This is a genomic window from Actinokineospora inagensis DSM 44258 (assembly GCF_000482865.1).
Lineage (GTDB): Bacteria > Actinomycetota > Actinomycetes > Mycobacteriales > Pseudonocardiaceae > Actinokineospora > Actinokineospora inagensis.
In genome coordinates this window covers 82,076-99,234 of sequence record NZ_AXWW01000024.1, presented here as the reverse complement: position 1 = coordinate 99,234, position 17,159 = coordinate 82,076, and the positions used below count along the sequence as shown (strand labels likewise).

20 protein-coding genes and 1 tRNA gene are annotated in these 17,159 nt (G+C 68.5%); 3 read left to right on the top strand and 18 right to left on the bottom strand.

Translation table 11 applies throughout. The features are described from left to right. Positions 1 to 8: 8 nt before the first annotated feature. From H504_RS0110225 to H504_RS0110215, 4 genes are all read right to left on the bottom strand, one after another. Positions 9 to 467, bottom strand: coding sequence for a hypothetical protein (locus H504_RS0110225; protein ID WP_245614168.1), 459 nt, complete (start codon positions 465 to 467; stop codon positions 9 to 11). Positions 468 to 1,691: 1,224 nt separating this feature from the next. Then, positions 1,692 to 2,258 (bottom strand): hypothetical protein, encoded by a 567-nt coding sequence (locus tag H504_RS41015; RefSeq protein WP_157440329.1) that lies wholly within the window; start codon positions 2,256 to 2,258, stop codon positions 1,692 to 1,694. Next, on the bottom strand, positions 2,255 to 2,620 hold the full coding sequence (locus H504_RS41010) for a hypothetical protein (RefSeq protein WP_157440328.1): 366 nt from the start codon (positions 2,618 to 2,620) through the stop codon (positions 2,255 to 2,257). Before H504_RS41010 ends, H504_RS41015 begins: the two co-directional genes overlap by 4 nt. 635 nt (positions 2,621 to 3,255) lie before the next feature. After that, entirely contained in the window at positions 3,256 to 3,459 is a 204-nt protein-coding gene (locus H504_RS0110215; RefSeq protein ID WP_026422694.1) for a hypothetical protein, read from the bottom strand. A gap of 247 nt (positions 3,460 to 3,706) precedes the next feature. On the opposite strand from H504_RS0110215, the gene H504_RS34315 reads away from it, so the two are divergent. Next, on the top strand, positions 3,707 to 3,955 hold the full coding sequence (locus tag H504_RS34315; protein WP_157440327.1) for a hypothetical protein: 249 nt from the start codon (positions 3,707 to 3,709) through the stop codon (positions 3,953 to 3,955). A 17-nt stretch (positions 3,956 to 3,972) separates the two neighbouring features. On the opposite strand, the gene H504_RS0110205 is transcribed toward H504_RS34315, so the two are convergent. The 3 genes from H504_RS0110205 to H504_RS0110195 are packed head-to-tail and all read right to left on the bottom strand — an operon-like array spanning position 3,973 to position 5,634. Then, positions 3,973 to 4,515 (bottom strand): hypothetical protein, encoded by a 543-nt coding sequence (locus H504_RS0110205; RefSeq protein WP_026422693.1) that lies wholly within the window; start codon positions 4,513 to 4,515, stop codon positions 3,973 to 3,975. Then, entirely contained in the window at positions 4,496 to 4,957 is a 462-nt protein-coding gene (locus H504_RS0110200) for a hypothetical protein (RefSeq protein ID WP_026422692.1), read from the bottom strand. Before H504_RS0110200 ends, H504_RS0110205 begins: the two co-directional genes overlap by 20 nt. Further along, entirely contained in the window at positions 4,954 to 5,634 is a 681-nt protein-coding gene (locus tag H504_RS0110195; protein WP_026422691.1) for a hypothetical protein, read from the bottom strand. Before H504_RS0110195 ends, H504_RS0110200 begins: the two co-directional genes overlap by 4 nt. A 93-nt stretch (positions 5,635 to 5,727) precedes the next feature. Here H504_RS0110195 and H504_RS41005 point away from each other — a divergent pair, with 93 nt between their 5' ends. After that, positions 5,728 to 6,150, top strand: coding sequence for a hypothetical protein (locus H504_RS41005; protein ID WP_157440326.1), 423 nt, complete (start codon positions 5,728 to 5,730; stop codon positions 6,148 to 6,150). On the opposite strand, the gene H504_RS0110190 is transcribed toward H504_RS41005, so the two are convergent. The 3 genes from H504_RS0110190 to H504_RS0110180 form a co-directional block, all read right to left on the bottom strand. Continuing rightward, a complete protein-coding gene (locus H504_RS0110190; RefSeq protein ID WP_425394047.1) occupies positions 6,076 to 7,638 on the bottom strand; it encodes a SelB domain-containing protein in 1,563 nt (520 codons plus the stop codon). The two genes, H504_RS41005 and H504_RS0110190, sit on opposite strands and share 75 nt — an antisense overlap. Beyond that, the gene (gene selA, locus H504_RS0110185; RefSeq protein WP_026422689.1) at positions 7,635 to 8,900 is read right to left on the bottom strand and encodes an L-seryl-tRNA(Sec) selenium transferase; all 1,266 of its coding nucleotides are present in this window, start codon (positions 8,898 to 8,900) and stop codon (positions 7,635 to 7,637) included. The genes H504_RS0110190 and selA overlap by 4 nt, the downstream gene beginning before the upstream one ends. 12 nt (positions 8,901 to 8,912) lie before the next feature. After that, positions 8,913 to 9,004: transfer RNA gene (locus H504_RS0110180), tRNA-Sec, on the bottom strand. 64 nt (positions 9,005 to 9,068) lie between these two features. On the opposite strand from H504_RS0110180, the gene selD reads away from it, so the two are divergent. Further along, positions 9,069 to 10,046 (top strand): selenide, water dikinase SelD, encoded by a 978-nt coding sequence (gene selD / locus H504_RS0110175; RefSeq protein WP_026422688.1) that lies wholly within the window; start codon positions 9,069 to 9,071, stop codon positions 10,044 to 10,046. Here selD and H504_RS0110170 read toward each other — a convergent pair. The 8 genes from H504_RS0110170 to H504_RS0110130 form a co-directional block, all read right to left on the bottom strand. Beyond that, positions 10,043 to 10,531, bottom strand: coding sequence for a DinB family protein (locus tag H504_RS0110170; RefSeq protein WP_026422687.1), 489 nt, complete (start codon positions 10,529 to 10,531; stop codon positions 10,043 to 10,045). The genes selD and H504_RS0110170 overlap by 4 nt on opposite strands. A gap of 43 nt (positions 10,532 to 10,574) precedes the next feature. Beyond that, a complete protein-coding gene (locus H504_RS34310) occupies positions 10,575 to 11,381 on the bottom strand; it encodes an AfsR/SARP family transcriptional regulator (RefSeq protein WP_035303892.1) in 807 nt (268 codons plus the stop codon). Positions 11,382 to 11,666: 285 nt separating this feature from the next. Continuing rightward, on the bottom strand, positions 11,667 to 12,533 hold the full coding sequence (pqqB, locus tag H504_RS0110160; protein WP_026422686.1) for a pyrroloquinoline quinone biosynthesis protein PqqB: 867 nt from the start codon (positions 12,531 to 12,533) through the stop codon (positions 11,667 to 11,669). Beyond that, on the bottom strand, positions 12,530 to 13,591 hold the full coding sequence (gene pqqE / locus H504_RS0110155) for a pyrroloquinoline quinone biosynthesis protein PqqE (RefSeq protein WP_026422685.1): 1,062 nt from the start codon (positions 13,589 to 13,591) through the stop codon (positions 12,530 to 12,532). Before pqqE ends, pqqB begins: the two co-directional genes overlap by 4 nt. Then, positions 13,588 to 13,785, bottom strand: coding sequence for a PqqD family peptide modification chaperone (locus H504_RS0110150; protein WP_425394046.1), 198 nt, complete (start codon positions 13,783 to 13,785; stop codon positions 13,588 to 13,590). The genes pqqE and H504_RS0110150 overlap by 4 nt, the downstream gene beginning before the upstream one ends. Positions 13,786 to 13,853: 68 nt before the next feature. Then, positions 13,854 to 14,564, bottom strand: a complete 711-nt coding sequence (gene pqqC / locus H504_RS0110145; RefSeq protein ID WP_051385701.1) for a pyrroloquinoline-quinone synthase PqqC — start codon at positions 14,562 to 14,564, stop codon at positions 13,854 to 13,856. A gap of 3 nt (positions 14,565 to 14,567) precedes the next feature. Continuing rightward, positions 14,568 to 14,699 carry a pyrroloquinoline quinone precursor peptide PqqA gene (gene pqqA, locus H504_RS0110140; RefSeq protein WP_245614166.1) on the bottom strand — a complete coding sequence of 44 codons (132 nt, stop codon included), beginning with the start codon at positions 14,697 to 14,699 and terminating at the stop codon, positions 14,568 to 14,570. A 228-nt stretch (positions 14,700 to 14,927) separates the two neighbouring features. Further along, positions 14,928 to 16,976, bottom strand: coding sequence for a PIG-L family deacetylase (locus H504_RS0110130; RefSeq protein ID WP_026422681.1), 2,049 nt, complete (start codon positions 16,974 to 16,976; stop codon positions 14,928 to 14,930). Positions 16,977 to 17,159: the final 183 nt, after the last annotated feature.

The following is a 17,159-nucleotide window of genomic DNA, read 5'->3' as shown; positions in this document are numbered from 1 at the left end:
CCGGACGCTCAGCTCGCCAAGACGACCCCAAGGAGCGACACCAGGAACGTCCCACTGAGCAACACGGCCAACCGGGTCGAATACCGGGCCCACTGCAGGTCCCAGTCACCCGGGTACCGCAGGTGCGCGGTCGTCATCACCGCCCGCCCCACGCCAAACCCCACCCCGATCAGCAGCGCCTGCGGAAACGACGCGATGAACAGGGCAACGGCCGCCGCGACGTACGGCAGCCCGCTCGGCAGGTAGGTCCGGGCCCCCGTCCCCATCTCGATCCCGAACTGCAACGGCCCCAGGTGCCTGCCGAGCCGAAACACCCCCTCCGGCACCAGCCGACGGTTCTCCGGCAACCGGATCTTCAGCACCCCAACTTCCGTCAACCCCACCACCACAACCACGGCGCCAACCACCCCCCACCGCACCGACATCGGCAACGGGGCACGCAGCAACGACCCCACCACAACCAACACCGACGCACTGATCGCGCCACCAACCACCAACCCACCGCAGAACGCGGCCACAGGAGACCCCCGCCAGACCGGCGAGCTCAGCACATGTGCCGAGTTCTTACTTCAAGTAGACCCCGAAGTCGCAAACCCCGCCGCCACCCCCACAAACACCCACGGCGCCCACAACCCCCCACCAACAGCCACCGCCGCCACCACAACCGCCACCACCAGCGGATGCCACCGACTCACCCCCACACCCCTTCCCCTCACCACCTCCCACCCACGCTACCTCGATCCCCCACACCACAACAGTTCCCACTCCCCCACACCACGCACCCACACCACGCACCCGCGCCCCCTCACCCACGCACCACACCTCAACCAGCCCACCGCATCCCCCCCATCCCCCTCCCATACAGCACCACCCACGACCACCAACCCACAACACCACCGCCACCCGCCAACCCACCACACCGAACCGGCACGCGCTCCTCGAAACCCGCCCCCATCGACGAAGCGCCACACTTGCACCGCGCTCCTCGGAAGCCGCCGACACCAACCGCCCGCTGGGGTGAAGTTGCTTTGTTGGGGGGGGGGGGGACAGCAGCCTAAGCCGGCTGGCGGGTAAGGCCACGCTTTCCAGTGGCCCCGCCTTTTAGCCTTACCCAGGCCACCGCACAGGGGCCCCAAACAAAACAACTTCACCCCAGCGGGCACTCCCGCTCTATCTGGCGCCCCAGGCCGGCGTCGCCGCCAGGCGACCAGGCCGAAACCCGAGGCCAACCCACACACACCAAGATCAACCGCCAGCAAAGCCCCCAAATACACAGCCTACCCACCAGCACCGACAAGATCAGCCCGCCGACCACGACCATGATCAACCCGAACTTGAGCCCCAAATACACAGAGACTTCTCACGCGTCCTCGTCGGCCACTTGGCTCTCGCGTAGCTTTTTGAGGCGGACCAGTTCAGCCGGGGAGCCGACCTTTTCCAAGGCATGCTCAAAACTGTCAGCGCGTATCGGTGATCCTCGTCGGTCAGGGAAGACAGGTAGTCGCTTAGGATTGAAGAATAGGTATCCGTCGCGCCTGTCGACGACTGCGGAAGTGCCGACATAACTGACGCAAACGTGCCATTGGCCAGGTACGGCAGTAGTTCAGGGTTTCGGTCGGCCCACCATAGTTGAGCCAATCCCGGTTCGGACAATATGTCCTTGAGACTGCGCAGGCGCTTCGCTACTCGCGCTACTCTAGCTTGCTCATCCCGTTGGATCGCAAGGTAATCAGCTGTGCGGCGATCAGTCGCGCACGATCTCCGACTGACTGGTTTTGGTTGAACCATTCGGTGAGGTAGCTTGTCCACCCCTGGAATCTGTCTACTACCTGGCGCATTGCCTCGTCGGTGTCAGTGGCTTCACCGACCGCCTTGGCAAGCTCAATAGCATTCGCTAGACGAAGGTCGGCCCCGAGGATTTCGGTAAAGAAGTCTGTCATTGGATGACGCAGCCGCTCTGGCCGAAACTGATCGCCCAGTCGCCGCCTGACTATCTCTTTGGCATCGGGAGGTGACAAATCGACCGTAACCACGGCGGCTGCGCCCCGACAGTCTTGCCACTCTTCAGGTGTTGCGAGGACAATCAGGAAGGCATCTTCACTTTCCAGCGAGCCAGAGTATTCAACCAGTTCGCGACCAAAGTCGACGCCGGGCCTGGCGTCCCCAGCGCGAGCCAGTTCAAGGAGGTATCCGCTTGATGGTACCGACGGGAGGCGATGGACGTCGGGGTCGCTCCAGTCCGGTACCAATTCCCTCACAGCCAGAACGGACTAGGCTGGACCGCCCTCTGCCTGAGCAGGTTGAGCTCTACAATCAGGGCAAGTGCTGAAGTGTGTCGTCCTGACTCTGCCGGACCGCACAGGACGACTATACGATGCGTAGTCAGCTTCGTGAGAGCATCCCGGAAGCCAACAGGTTCCACAAAATACCGCATTTCATCCGTCAGCCTGGATGATGAGATCCGCTCAGATCGTATGACGTCGCGCAGGTGGTGGATGAAAACCATATCGCCATAGGCGTAATAGTTACGCCCATGGCCGCCAGCTTCCATCTCCAGCCGGATAGCTTCGGATGCGTCGTCCGTGCCGCTTTCGGTGGAGCCCCTGTCGAACGTACTCATCGACTAGCTCGTCTTCCGACCGATGTTGATGTCACGTCCAGCAGCATAGTTTCGGCCGCGGCCTGATGCCTCCTGTCGTACCGTTTGCGTGCCAGCACCGCCAGTTGCAAGCGTATGCGGCTCGATCTCTGCCATGAGACTACGCAGGGGTTCCGCCAGAGCTGGATCGCGACGAAGTGCATCTTTTATTCGGACGGTGTGCACATGTTTGCCAAACTACCACCCACATGGCCGCCCTGTCGTTACTCTGGGTAGCCAACAAGCCTCTTGTGGCAAGGTTTGCCCTACGCGCAACGCTATCTGCGTCCTATTTCGCGCGATCGTAGTGAGTCTTCAATGTCGCTTGGCGATTCGTTAGAACGCGGTGAACGCAACTCAGCCCTGGGAATCAATCTCGATGATGCCGGGCACCCTTTCACCGCTGCGCAGCGCGATCTCCCGGATCAGCGCCCTTGCGACCGTTCGATGACGGCCGTCCTTACCGCCAGGCACACCACCTCAGCCGCCATCGGCCTCTACTTCGACACCGCCGAATAAGCCGCACAGCCTGGACAGAAGCGGCGACAGTCCAGCCCCCATTCACCAGGACCGCTCCCAGCGCAGGCGTCTCGCCTGCCGCGAACTCCCGCAACAGCTCAACAAAGACCCGCGATCACCCGGCGATCCTGCTCCTCGGTTAGGTCATGCGTATCCAGCGCCGCGTCAAGAGCGGCATGGATGACCAGAGCGGAGAACGTCGGGTTCGCGTAGCTGGGATCGAGCTTGGTGCAGAGCTGGCTGGGGCCCACTCTCAGCGGCGCGGCGGCAAAGTCATGCTGTCTGAGGTCGTAGCCGGTCACCGGCACTATCAGGTCAGCGGCCGTAGACCGTAGGCGGCATCGCGTGGGATGTGACGCACGGCACCGGCAGGTGGGGGCCGGTGGCCTTGTCGCCTGCCGCCCGTGCGTACGGTACGGGGCTATGCGTGTAGTGCTTGGCATGGTTGTCCTTCTTGTACTCGCAGCAGGCTGCGATGCCACCGTGCCGAGCGCCGGGGCGCCAGGGTCAACGACCGTAGTGACAACGTCGGCAGCTCCGGCGGGCACGGTGAAGCAGCCCGTGGTCGGGGAGACGTACGACTACGAGCTCTACACCCACTGCGGCATCGAGTTCACCAACTTCGGCGGCCGGTGGTGGCGGGCGGTCAACCCGGTGCCGCCCGCACCATACAGCGGGGCGCAGAACACCACATCCGGCCGGATGACGCTGGTCGAGGCTGATCTGGCCCGTTTCACCTGGGCGGCGGGGAGCGCGGACTTCACGCCGCACCCGGGGTTGCCGAGGCCCTGTGCGTAGTCCACTGAGGACAATGGTCAGACCCTGGCGCGGCAGATGGTGAGGTAGGTGTAGCCGGATTGGCCGCCGCCCCAGTAGGTGCTGAAGCCGTCGGAGCAGCGGTAGACGTTGCCGTCGGGGGTGGTCCAGCGCCAGGCGTTCTTGGTGGTTGTGGTGCCGCAGGCGGTGGAGACGGGGAGGTGGTCGACCTGGACGTCGCCCTGGGTGGTGGTGCCGTACTTGTGCCAGCCCGCGTCGCAGAAGTCGCTGCCGCGCCAGGCGCCGCCGACGCAGGCGGCATAGCCGTTGACGAAGGTGCCGCTGGTGTCGGGGTTCTCGTCGTAGCCGGTGGGGTAGGCGTCGTGGCAGTCGGTGCGGTCCCAGCCGGAGAGGGCGTTGGGGCCGGTTTCGGCGCGGGCGCGGCGCGGGAACGCCAGGGCGGCCGCGCCGAGGGTGAGGGCGCCCAGGGTGATGCCGCGCAACACGGTGCGGCGGCGGCCGGTGAACTCCAGGTCCGCCAACGCGGTCGAGCGGCCGGTCCCCGCCTCGTGGTCCGGAATGTCAGCCAGTGTGAGCGCCACCGCGCACCCCCCAGTCGTCCAGCACGTCGTCCACCTGTTCCACGCGGACCGGCAGCACCATCCGGCGCACCCGCCCGTCCGATCCGACCAGCATCAGCACCGGCGGCGCGAGGTGCGACACGAGCCGCCACGCCGCCCGGTCGGTCACCACGTCCAACGGCACGTCCCACACCGAGGCCGGTTCGTGCGTCAACAGCACCGCGTCGGTCAGCCGCCGGGCGACCGCGACGCACAGCGGGCACCCGGAATCGGCCGCCAGCACCACTTTCCCGGCGAACCGCTCGCCCAGGTCGATGTCCGGCTCGGCGGCGGTGAACCCGCCCGGGTCGCGGGCCACGGTGGCCCGCAGCAGCCGGACCTCGCGGAGCACGGCGGCCAGGCCGAGGAACAGCACGACGATCGCGGCCCAGGTGATGACCAGGAACGCCGTCAGCGCGCTCACGCGGCGCTCCAGGACACCGCGATGCCGTCCAGCCAGTCCAGGTGCCGCCGGGTGTCCCCGGCCAACTGGACCTCCGCGACCCCGGCCGGGAAGCCGAGGACGAACATGTGGCCGCTGGTCGGCAGCGGCACCTTCCACACCTCGCCGTGTTCGGTGCGGGCGCCCGCGTGCGCCGGGACGTGGTTGTGGGCCTGGGCGGGACCGGGGATCGACACCTGGCCGTGGTCGCGGACGGCGAGCACGATGTGCTCGCTCATCGTGTCCAGCAGGGTGGCCCGACGGGGTGACACCGTCATACCGGCGACGGAGTCGTTGACCCGCAAGGAGGTGAACAAGGCGAACACCTTGTCACGGCGCGGGGCGGGACCGGCGTAGACGGTCAGCAGTTCGTGGTAGTCCCCGATGAGCGCCGCCATGGACGACTCGCCGTCGCTCGCCTCGGAGACGACGACTTCCCTGCCGTGCACCAGGAACCGGTCACGGACCGACCCTGGGGCGACGTGGGTGTTGGCGAACTCGTGGTAGCCGCGCGGGCCGATCTGGAAGCCCGTGCCGTGTGAGCCACCCGCGAACCGGACGGCGGCGGCGACGCTGGACACCGGCTCCGGGCCGGGGAGGGTGATGGCGACCCGGGCGCCGCTGGGCGCCACCAGGTCGAGCCGCTGAGCCGGGGTCATGCGCGTTGACGCTAGAGCACACCCGGACGGTGATCAACCAATTGGGCCGGATGTCGGATTCCCGTTCCCCACAGCGGGTCTAGCGTGGTCGGCGTGGTGGGTGCAGTGGCCGTCGGCGGGGCGATCCTCTTGGTCATCGCCGCGATCGGGCACGTTCGCGGCCGGTGGTGGCTCGCGGTGGCGGAGTTGACCGTGGCCGCTTCGGTTGTCCTCACCCCTTATGCCGTGGTGGCCCTCTATGGGGCATTCACGTTCTATCTCGCGGATCGCAGGCTCCGGCGGCCTGGTTCGCCGTGTGGTTGTTTCCGCGGTGAAGGCCCGGTGACCTGGCTCGTTGTGGGCCGGGCGGCGTTCTTCGCGATTGGTTCGACGGCCGAGCCTGCGGTCCAGTCCACACTGGCGTTGGCGGCTGGGTTCGTGTTGGCGATGACGTGGTGGCTACTACCGCAGTTGACGGGTGTCGTCGGGAAGCCGCTCGGTTACGCCGGTGCGGTCGAGCATCGCCAACAGCGGTAGGACTACCCGGCGGGACGTGCCGAGGGCCTGTCGCGCTTGGCTAGTGGTGAAAGGTTGGTCAATCCGGGCTAGTACGGCGGCCGCGCAAGTTGGTGCTTCTGGCGGTAAGAACACGCCATCGGCCACTTTGACCAGTCGACCCGTTCGGACGATCGCGGCGAGTTCGCGGGAACCGAGCCCGAGTTCGCGAAGGCGGTTCGCGTCCGGGGCGGCGAACGGGGCCGCGACGAAGTCGTCGTGCAGAGCCGAAAACGCCTTCATGATCGCCTTGGGCAGCTCGGTCCGGCGGGTGAGCAAGGGGGCGACGAGGTCGGCGCTGGGGAGGCGGAGCTTGTGGCGCAGGGTCTCGGTCGGGATTCCGGTGTCCATGGGATGCGCCGCGCGCCAGGCTGTCAACTCGGTGTCGGCTCGGGTGACGAGGTCGTCCCAGGCATCGGTGTGCCACTCCCCCGCGATCAGTTTGCCCTGTCGGCCCAGGGCCTTCTGTTGTGCACGCAGGAAGAACGGCGACTTGCTCAACCGGTCGAGGTCGGTGACCGTGCCGCCGACGAGCTCGTGGGTGCCGGGGTTGCGGAGCAATACGCGATCGCCTACTCGCAAAGGTAAGAGGCGCGAGAGGAACAACCGGCTACCGTTGGGAATACCGTGTGCGCGGGCCGGTACGGCCGCCGAGCCTATGTGCACGACTAGCTGCCGGGGCAAGTCAGCGGCGGTGACGTCAACGACTCGCGCGTCCCACCAGGCGTCCGGGGTGAGCAACGCGTCGCCGCGTTCGATGTCTGTTCGCGGCACGCCCCGCAGGTTCACGGCCACCCGCGCGACGGCGGACACGGAGGATTTCGATTGGCCTAACGCGTGAAGTGCGCGCACCCGCACAGGTCGGCCGCGCAGCAGCAACTCGTCTCCTGGACGCAGTGTGCCTGCTTGCAAGGTGCCCGTGACGACTGTGCCCGCTCCGGCAACGGTGAACGAGCGGTCCACCCACAGCCGCACATCACCGTCGACGTCCGGCGCGGGCATCCGTTCCACGAGGTCCTCTATGGCCCTCTGGAGCCCGTCCATACCGACGACGGACGGTATGGCACCCAGCGAGGTTCGGGAGATGCGCGCTGAGGCGGTCTGTCGGATGGCGGCGGGGTCGGCGAGATCGGCACGGGTGACCACCAACAGCCCGTGCCTGACGCCGAGCGCGTCCAAGGCCGTGAGGTGTTCCTCGGCCTGCGGCATCCACTCGGCGTCGGCGGCGACCACGAACAGGACCGCCGGGACCGGGCCGACCCCGGCGAGCATGTTGGGCACGAACCGTTCGTGGCCGGGGACATCGACGAAGGCGATCTCGCCGACGCGGGGGAACGTCGTCCAGGCGAATCCGACGTCGATGGTCAGGCCGCGTCGTTGTTCCTCGGCCCAGCGGTCGGGCTCCATCCCGGTGAGGCGGCGGACGAGAGTGGACTTGCCGTGGTCGACGTGGCCGGCGGTGGCTATCACGTGCACTGCGACACGGCCTCTATGAGCGCGGAGTCGTCGTCTGCGGGCACGGTACGCAGGTCGAGCAGACAGCGACCGTGCTCCACCCGACCCACAACAGCCCGTAGGCGCAAGGCGACCGCGTACCGCTCGGGCAGGCTCACCGCAGCGCTCGGCAACTCGACGCCCGGCGCCCCTCCCCCACCAACTACGGCCATAGACGACACGGCTTCAGCATCGACACCGAGCCCTGACAGGGCTACCGCGATCTCTTGGGCCCGTCGAGTGAGGTCGGCCGTGTCGGCTTCCAGAGCGTCTACGACCGGCGACCGTCCCCGCAGTGTGGCGCCCAGCGCAGCCAACGTCAGCTTGTCGACCCGTAGTGCCCGCGCGATCGGGTGCCGCCGCAGTCGCTCGACCAGTCGAGCGTCCCCTAAGAGCAACCCGGCCTGCGGTCCGCCAAGGAGCTTGTCGCCGCTCGCGGTCACCAAGGTCGCGCCATCACGCAGCACGGTTCGCGCGTCCGGCTCGTCCGGCAGCGCGGGGTGCGGACTCAGCAGGCCAGATCCGATGTCCACGACGAGCGGCGCGCGCAACGCGGCCAGTTCCGCGACGGACGGGGTCGAGGCGAACCCGGTGACCTGGAAGTTGGAGGGGTGGACCTTGAGCACGAAGCCGGTGTCACCGGTGATGGCGTCGGCGTAGTCGCGCACGGTGGTGCGGTTGGTGGTGCCGACCCCGCGCAGCCGCGCGCCCGCCGAGGTAAGCAGGTCCGGTATGCGAAAGCCGTCGCCGATCTCGACCAGCTCGCCGCGGCTGATCACGATGTCCCGGCTGCCCGCGATGGCGACCGCGCACAGCAGCAGGGCGGCGGCGTTGTTGTTGACCACGTGCACGTCACCCGCGTCGGGCACGGCGGCGCGCAACGCGTCCAGGGTGTCCTGACCGCGGCGGCGGCGAGTGCCGGTAGCGAGGTCGAACTCGACGTCGGTCGTGCCCGCGGCCAGCCGCAGCGCTTCCCGGGCCGGACCGGACAGCGGGGCCCGGCCGAGGTTGGTGTGGACGAGGACGCCGGTCGCGTTGATCACCGGCCGCGGTCCGGCGCGCAACGCGGCCCTGGCCTCGGCGGCCGCCCGCGCGGGCGGGATGGCGCCTGCGCGGACCTGCTGCTGCGCCGAGTGGATCGCGGTCTTCACGGCCCGTTGACCGTGCAGGCCCACCTCGTCGGCGAGTTCGGCGAGCAGGGCGTCGGTGCGCGGCACCTGCCTGCGCGGGTCGCTCATCGCCGGGTCCGGCGGAGGCGGACGGGAATCGAACCCGCCAGCGGCAGGTCCTGTCGCTCGTCGGTGTTGAAGACCGAGCCGGCCACCAGGCCGGAGACGCCTCCCCGGGACACGCCGCAGATCATGACACAGCGCTGATAACGGACCGAACGTGCCACACTACCGGGCGTGTCTTATCGGTTGACGCAGTTTGCACACGGTGGCGGTTGTGCCTGCAAGATCCCGCCGGGCGAACTCGAACGAGTGGTGTCCGGCCTGACCACCACCCCCCGGGACGCGCACGGCGAACTGCTCGTCGGCCTGGCGACCGGAGACGACGCGGCGGTCGTGCGGCTGCGGCCCGACCTCGCGCTGGTCGCCACCACGGACTTCTTCACCCCGGTGGTCGACGACCCGCACGACTGGGGTCGGATCGCCGCCGCGAACGCGCTGTCCGACGTCTACGCCATGGGCGGCACCCCCGTGGTCGCCCTGAACCTGCTGGGCTGGCCACGGGATGTCCTGCCGATGGAGGTGGCCGCCGAGGTGCTGCGCGGCGGCGCGGACGTCACGGCCGGGGCGGGGTGTCACATCGGTGGTGGGCACAGCGTGGACGACCCGGAGCCGAAGTACGGGCTCGCCGTGACCGGTGTGGTCGATCCGGCAAGAGTCATGCGGAACTCCACTGGCCAGGTAGGTCTACCGCTGTCGTTGACCAAACCGCTCGGTCTGGGCGTGCTCAACAACCGGCATAAGACAACCGGCGAGGTCTTCCAGGAGGCCATCGAGGTGATGGCCACGCTGAACCGGGACGCCTCTGTGGCGGCCGTGGCGGCGGGCGTCACCTGCGCCACCGATGTCACCGGGTTTGGCTTGCTCGGCCACCTGCACAAGTTGGCGCGCGCGAGCGGGGTCACAGCGATCGTTGACGCTGCCGCCGTCCCTTACCTCGACGGAGCACGGGAAGCACTGCGCGATGGGTATGTCAGCGGCGGTACCAAGCGGAATTTGGACTGGGTGGCACCGCACGTGTCCCTGGGCGCCGACTCGCTGCTGCTCGCCGACGCCCAGACGTCCGGTGGCCTCTTACTCGCCGGGGAGATCCCCGGCGCCACGGTCATCGGCGAGCTGGTCCTGCGAACCGACCACACCGTCGTGGTGCGCTAAGAGTCATTCTCCACGAGTACCTGTTCGCGCAGGATGTCGGCGTGTCCGCAATGGTGGGCCAACTCCCGCAACACCTGCAGGTACACCCAGCGAAGCGTGCGCGGCCCGGACCGGTGGCCGGTCACGACGGCATCGAGTGGCAGGGCCGCGACCGCCGTGCGGGCGGTGGCGCAGGCTTGCCGGTGGGCCGCGGTGACCGAGGCGACAGTGTCGTCGGCCGCGAGCCGGAAGGACTCGTCCGGGCTCCCCACCAGGCCGAGCTCCTGGCGGGACGTGCCGCCGACGCACTCCTCGAACCACACCCGCTGCATCCACGTGACGTGTTTGAGCAGCCCGAGCAACGTCGTCGCCGACGCGACGAGCCTGCGGCGGGCCTGCTCCTCGGTGAGACCGTCGAGCACCGCCTCGACAGCGCCGCGGTACTCCTCGACGAACGCGTCGAGCTGAGTGCGTTCGTCGTCCAACGGCACATCGAACGACCCCATCGACGTCTCCCTGTCGCTTGACTGGAGACCAAGTCTAAGAGCCTCACGGGCGCGTACCGGTGACCTGACCCGGTAGACCCAACTCGTCGAGGCAACGCAACTCGTCCGAGCACAGGACGGCTTGGTGTACGCGTTCGACCCAGCCCGTCGGCGACAGGCCCAACTCGTCGGCGAGGGAGCGCCGTAGTTGTTGGAACACCTTCAGCGCCTGGTAGCGGCGGCCCGCGCGGTGCAACGCCACCATGTACAGGGCGTGCAGGTTCTCGTGCAGGGGGTGTTCCTGGGACAGCTCCGCCAACTCGCCAAGGACGCTGAGATGCCGCCCGAGCCGCAGGTCGGCCTCGATGCGCTGTTCGAGCGCGCTGAGCCGCTCTTGTTCCAGCCGGGTGACGTGCACGTCGAGCAGCCTGCCCGGCCGCACGTCGGCCAGCGCAGGCCCGCGCCACAGGGACAAGGCGTCGCGCAGCAGGGTCGCGGCCCGCTCCGGGTCGCCCGCCGCGAGCGCGTCGGCCCCGTCGGCGGCGTGCTGCCGGAACACGGTGAGGTCCAACTGCTGGGGGCACAGGCGCAGCGCGTAACCGCCGGACTCGGTGGTGAGCACCGACCGCACCGGGATGTCCAGCAGCGGGGTGAGCAGGCGGCGCAGCCGGAGCACGTACGTCTGCAGCGTCACCACCGCGCTCGCGGGCGGGCGCGCGCCCCAGAGCTCATCGATCAACCGCGCGGTGCTGACCACGGTGTTCGCGCGCAGGGCCAGCAACGCGAGGATCCGCTTCGGCTTGGTGGCGCTGGGCGCCGCCGTGTGCTGCCCGGCGACGGCGGTGAGCGGACCGAGCACGGTGATGTGCATGACCTACCCCTGGTGGCGTTGGGAACCCGACCTGGGAGGTGACGCGGCAGCAGGGCCCGGACGACGCACGGCAGTTCACGCGTTCGCACAGCCCGGTCCACACATACCGGAGTGTGTGAATACCGAGTGTGTGAATACCACGGTTGTCGCCCGGCCGGTGAAACCTTCCCGACCCCGGGAGTCAATCGGTTCACACCGGGAAAAGGCAAGCCTCTGCCGACCCTGCCATCCATTCGAGTGATCACGTGGGCCGCGGCACCCCGGGAAAACACCACGGAATCCGGATCAAAGGTCGATCCGGGTGCCGTCCTCGGCGATTGCCGCGCCTGCGGCCTCGACCCGGTCGCGTTCGGCGGAACCGCGCGCCGCCACCGGGTTCGTGTTGTTCAGGTGTGTGTAAAACCACTTCGTCGAGCTGCCGGTGAGCAGCGGCAGCGATTCCACGATGGGCAGGTGGCCCATGACCCGCTGGTCAGCGCGGCCGGTACTGCTCGACATCTCGTCGGCGGCGTGGAAAGTGCCGTCGATCAGCGCGCAGGACGCGCCCGCGGTGAACTCGTCGAATCCTGGTGCCCACCCGGCCAAACATGGTGCGTATACCAGGGAACCGCCGGTCGCCACATCTGTGATTCGATATGCAACCACCCAGTCGTTCGACTCCGCCGCCTCCCGCGCGTATCGTGGTCGTTTCCCGGACAATGGGAACACCGCGCATTCCAATCGCCCGTCGTCGAGTGTGAACGCCGAGTCCGCGGGTAGCCACGACCAATCCTGGTAATACGACAAAATGGGACGGACCGCCGCCGCGGCGAGCACCGGTTCCGACGCCCACACCGTCAACTCGCCCTCGCGCAACAGCGTGAGACCGAGCGTGTGGTCGAGTTCGGCGTCGGTCAGCAGAACGCCGCGCACGGGCGTCTCGCGGCGCCCCGGGCCGGGCGTGAGCTCCGGGGTGGCGACGATCTGGGCCCGCAGGTCCGGGGAGGCGTTGAGCAGGTACCAGTCGCGGCCGGTGGCGGTCAGCGCCACGCAGTCCTGCAGCCGGGGTAAGACGGCCGGATCGCCCTCGCGGCAGCGTTCGCACAACTCGCACGCACAGTTCCACTGGGGCAGACCACCGCCCGCGGCCGTACCCAGGACGACGACCCTCATCCGCGCATCACGAACGGCAGCTCCGCGACCGGCTGCACGGCGTCCTCGACCAGGCCGTGGTGCGGGGACAACGCGCACACCGGGTCGGCGTTCTCCGCGGCGCCGGTCAACATGAACGCCTGGCAGCGGCACCCGCCGAAGTCGACCGAGCGGCGCTCACACGAGCGGCACGGCTCGCGCATCCAGTCCTCACCGCGGAAGGCGTTGAACGACGGCGACTCGTACCAGATCTCCGCCAGCGGCCGCCGGGTCGCGTTCTCGAACTCCAGCGTGTTGATCACCGTCGCCGACGGGCACGGCAGCACCGCGCCGTCCGGGGCCACGGTCAACTGCCGGGCACCCCACCCGTGCATGCACGGCTTCGGGTAGCTCTCCTGGTAGTCGGCCAACACGTAGATCACCTCCAGCCGCCCGGCCAGCCGCCGCCTGGCCGCCCGCACGATCGGTTCCGCCGCCGCCAACTGCGCCTTCGTCGGCATCAACGCCGCCCGGTTGCGCAACGCCCAACCGTAGAACTGGGTGTTGGCCAACTCCAAGCGGTCGGCGCCCAGTTCCTCCGCCAGGTCGATGATCGCACCCACTTGGTCGTGGTTGCCCCGGTGCAGCACGGCGTTGACCGTCAACGGCAGCCCCGCCGCGCGCACCGCGTTGGCGGCCGCGCGCTTGTGCTTGGCGGCCCTGGTCCCGGCGATGAGGTCGGCGCGGGCGGGATCGGCGGCCTGCACGGACAACTGCACGTGCTCGATGCCGCGCGCCGCCAGGTCGGCCATCCGCTCCTCGGTCAACCCCAGCCCGCTGGTCACCAGGTTGACGTAACAGCCGAGGCTCGACGCGTGGCTCACCAGCTCCGGCAAGTCCCGACGCGCCAACGGTTCCCCGCCGGACAGGTGGACCTGCAGCACCCCGAGCTCCCGGGCCTGGGTCAACACCGAACGCCACTGGTCGGTGGTCAACTCGCGGTCCCGCACCACCAGCTCCACGGGGTTCGAGCAGTACGGGCAGTGCAGCGGGCAGCGGTGGGTCAGCTCGGCCAGCAGACCGAGCGGCGGCTGGGTCACGCCTGCTCCTCCGGTTGGATCACGCCACGCGCGGCGAACCCGCGCAGCACGGTCAGCACGTCCTCGGCCCGCACCCCCGCGTACCGCCGCTCCAGCACCGACACGATCTCCGGCACCGTCGCCGCGCCGTCGCAGGACCGCAGCACCGCCTCGGCGGTCGAGTTCAACACCAGCACCCCCTCCGGGAAGAGCACGACTGGGGTTCGCCGGACAGGATCGAACCCCAGTCGCGCGCCCCGCCGCAGCCGCGGCGCCCACCCGGTCACCGAGGCGCCGTACCGTCGATGGCGGTCAACATCGACCACAGCACATCGCACTTGAAGGCCAAGGCGGCCACGGCGGCGTCCTGCTCGGCCCTGGTGCGGCAATGCGCCACCACCAGGTCGACCGCTTCCTTCCCCTCACCGGACACCGCGTCGACCCGGGTGGTGAAGTAGGCGAGATCCGCGGGACGGATCCACCGGTAGTGCGCCAACACGTCAGTCACCCGGCGGCGCATCAAATGCCCGGAGAACATCTCGGTCAGCCCGGACGCCACCCCGATCACCCACGGCCGCGTCTGCGCGAACCGCACATAGGCGTCCACCGCGAACCTGACCCCGGGGACGACGTGCCGCTCATCGAGCACCTCGGCCCGGTCCAGGCCCAACGCGTCACACAACCGCAGCCAATCCTCCCGACCACCCTCACCGTCGACCGCCCCGTCGTGGTAGCGAATCCGCTCCACCCACAACCGGCGCACCTCGGGCAACGGGCAGTTGCCGACGATCGCGGCGTCCTTGCGCGGCAACACACTCTGGTAGTACCAGCGGTTCGCCGCCCACAACCGCAACTCATCCCGGCTCAACTCCCCGGCATGCATGCGCAGGTGAAACGGGTGCGAACCCCAATACCGGTCCTCCAAAGCCCGCAACCGCCCCAAGAACTCCTCACCCGACAACAACTCGGTCGGCGGGACGTCCGTCCGGACCACCGCCTAGTCCTGCCGAGCGACGTACGCGGTAATCTCCATCGGCGTGTCGTAGTCGTCAAACTCCGGCGCCACCCACACCTCGCGGCTGTCCATCTGCACTCCTCTCGCTTCCAGGGACACGTGCCGTCCCAGCATCCCCTCCCCCGCTGGACCCCCGCTGGACCACACCTGGAGCGCCCTACGTCTCCAGTGGTTGACGAACACCAAGCGGCCGCGCTCCTGGCCACGAACGCCGCCACCGCCCTCATCGTGCGCAGCGCCCTGACCAGGGCACCAACGACCGAGGTTTGACGTTCTGGCGCAACGACCTCTCGCAGCCCCCAGAGGTTCCGAGGGCTGCGAGAGGTCGCGGGTTGCTGTGGGTCAGGGGCCCGCGATCTCGCGGACTCGCGATAGGGGCTGGTCGCCAGAGCAGGTTGTTTGGTTGCGGACTACCAGGGAGCCGGAGTCGGTCAGGGCGAAGGAGAACACGCAGCCTTGGCGGTCTACTCCGGACGCGGGTTGGCCTACGTGTACGCCTGCGAGGTCAGTCCAGGTTCCCGGGTATCCGCCGTTGGGGTCGGATTGGCGAGTGGTGCTGAGGCCGCCGGTTCCATTGGTGGTGAACACGAGGATGCGGGAGTCAGCGATTGGTGTTGAGTCCGACCAGGTGCCCGGGGCATCGGCCGCGGCGACCTCGCCGACGCCGCCCTGGCCGCCGATTTCCTCGCCGGAGGTGGTCCAGGTGTTGTCCGGGTGTTGCCAGGTGTGGCCGACCAGGCCCGCGAACGCGTCGGTCGAGTTGGTGGCCAGGCGGTAGAAGACGTCGAGGCGGCCGTCCTCGTTGTGCACCGCGGTGGGCGGGCCTGCTGGTTCATAGCCCGCCAGGTAGGGCTGCTGGGTGAAGGCACCCGTCGTGTGGGTGCCCGCGTCGTAGGGGGCGTACCAGTGTCGGATGTGGCCGACGCCGTTCTCGATGGCGTAGGCGAACACGTTCACGCCGCCCTCGCGGTCGACCTCCACTGCGATCGGGTCCTGCGCGCCCGTGCCGTGGATGTCGTCCCAGGTGGTACCGAAGCCGGAGTTCGGCGCCTGCTGGGTGTTCACGCTGACCCCGCCGCCTGCGTTCTTCACCGCGACCCGCAGTAGACCGTCGGACCCGAGCGCGACAACCGGGGCACCGACCTGGAACGCGTCGTCCGAACCGGTGTTGGGGTTGCCCAGCGACACCCAGGTGGTGGCGAAGTTCCCGTCGACGGCGGTCTGCCAGGTGGAGACGATCTCGTTGGTGTCGGCTCGGCGGGCGAACACCTGCAGGCGCCGGTCGGCGTTGCGGCCGACGGTCACCCCGGGCGACAGCGGCCACGGCGTCGTCAGCACCTCGCCGGTGTTGATCGCGCCGCCCGCGCGCTGGTACCAGGTGACCAGTTTGCCGCTCTCCACCGCGAACGCCTGCAACCGGCCGTCGTTGTTCTGCCCGACCCAGGTGGTTCCAGTTGGGTCGCGGTGGTAGAGCCGCTGGGTCCACGACAGGTAGTCACCCGTGGGTGTCGGGTCCGCGAAGCCGTCCCAGGCGGCGTAAGCGGAGAACGTGGCACCCTTGTCAGTGCTGGCGGAACCGGGCAGGTTCTGCTGCGCGTCCGCGATGTTGTAGTCCCGGTAGTGGTAAAGCTGCACGGACGACCGGGTCGCGCTGTAGACGCCCGCCGCCTCGGTCGCGAACCGCGCGGTCATCACGTGGTCGTTGTGATCGCCTTGGTAGCGCGGATCGGGGTGGGGGTCCTGCGTGCGGATCACGGTGGCCTGCAACCGGGTGAACAACCCGGCGAGCACCTGCGTCAACCGCGCGTGGTCATAGGTGTAGCGCTGGTTCGTGTTTCCCCACGGCACCAACGTGTTGGCGGTGCGGTCGTTCTGCCACAGGTGCACCAGGCTCGCGCCGTCCGGACCCGCGACGTCGGAATTGCTGTCGGCGTTCTCCGGCAGGTTGAGGAACATGAGCTGCACGTTGGGGCGCGCCGCCAGCGTTCGGCGCTCCACCCGGACGTTGCCCGCGGTGGTGGAAATGGTGACGCGATCGGCGGACCAGGTGTCGGCCACTCCCGCCATGTTCGCCCACGCGGCCATCGCGCCGCGCTGGCGGCAGTACGCGTAGGCCTCACGGACCAGATCGGCCCGGCACCCCGACGCGTCCGGCAGGGGGCCCGGGGCGCCCGGCGCCAACCAGGCCTCGCCCGCGGTGACGAAGATGTTGGTGACCGCCCGGCCCGCGTGGATCGTGTTCCGCAGGTCCGGATCGATGAACAGGATGTCGTCGTCCTGGTGCGCGACAACGCTGACCACCACAGGTGTCGGTATGGCGGCTTGCGCCGCGGGTGCCAGGGCCACCAATGCGATGGCCGCGCCGACAAGCGCGATTCCCTTGTGTGGCATGAGATCTCCCCGATTTCTCCGATGCCGAGGTCCCTTTCCCGGTCGATCGTGGCACAACCGTCGGGAGAGAAGTTCGGGCGAAGATCACGAGTTTTCAGAACGACTTCGCCCGTACCACGGCGCGGAAGTGATCGACTTCACCAAGACCCGTCCCAGCTCGCGAATGGCCGCACACCTGCCGCG

Bases quoted from the DNA above. Each gene is read 5' to 3' on its own strand.
- H504_RS41010 (WP_157440328.1), bottom strand. From the start codon at position 2,620: ATGAGTACGTTCGACAGGGGCTCCACCGAAAGCGGCACGGACGACGCA.
- H504_RS0110195 (WP_026422691.1), bottom strand. From the start codon at position 5,634: ATGACCCCGGCTCAGCGGCTCGACCTGGTGGCGCCCAGCGGCGCCCGG.
- selA (WP_026422689.1), bottom strand. From the start codon at position 8,900: ATGAGCGACCCGCGCAGGCAGGTGCCGCGCACCGACGCCCTGCTCGCC.
- H504_RS0110170 (WP_026422687.1), bottom strand. From the start codon at position 10,531: ATGGGGTCGTTCGATGTGCCGTTGGACGACGAACGCACTCAGCTCGAC.
- H504_RS34310 (WP_035303892.1), bottom strand. From the start codon at position 11,381: ATGCACATCACCGTGCTCGGTCCGCTCACCGCCGTCGCCGGGCAGCAC.
- pqqB (WP_026422686.1), bottom strand. From the start codon at position 12,533: ATGAGGGTCGTCGTCCTGGGTACGGCCGCGGGCGGTGGTCTGCCCCAG.
- pqqA (WP_245614166.1), bottom strand. From the start codon at position 14,699: ATGCTGGGACGGCACGTGTCCCTGGAAGCGAGAGGAGTGCAGATGGAC.
- H504_RS0110130 (WP_026422681.1), bottom strand. From the start codon at position 16,976: ATGCCACACAAGGGAATCGCGCTTGTCGGCGCGGCCATCGCATTGGTG.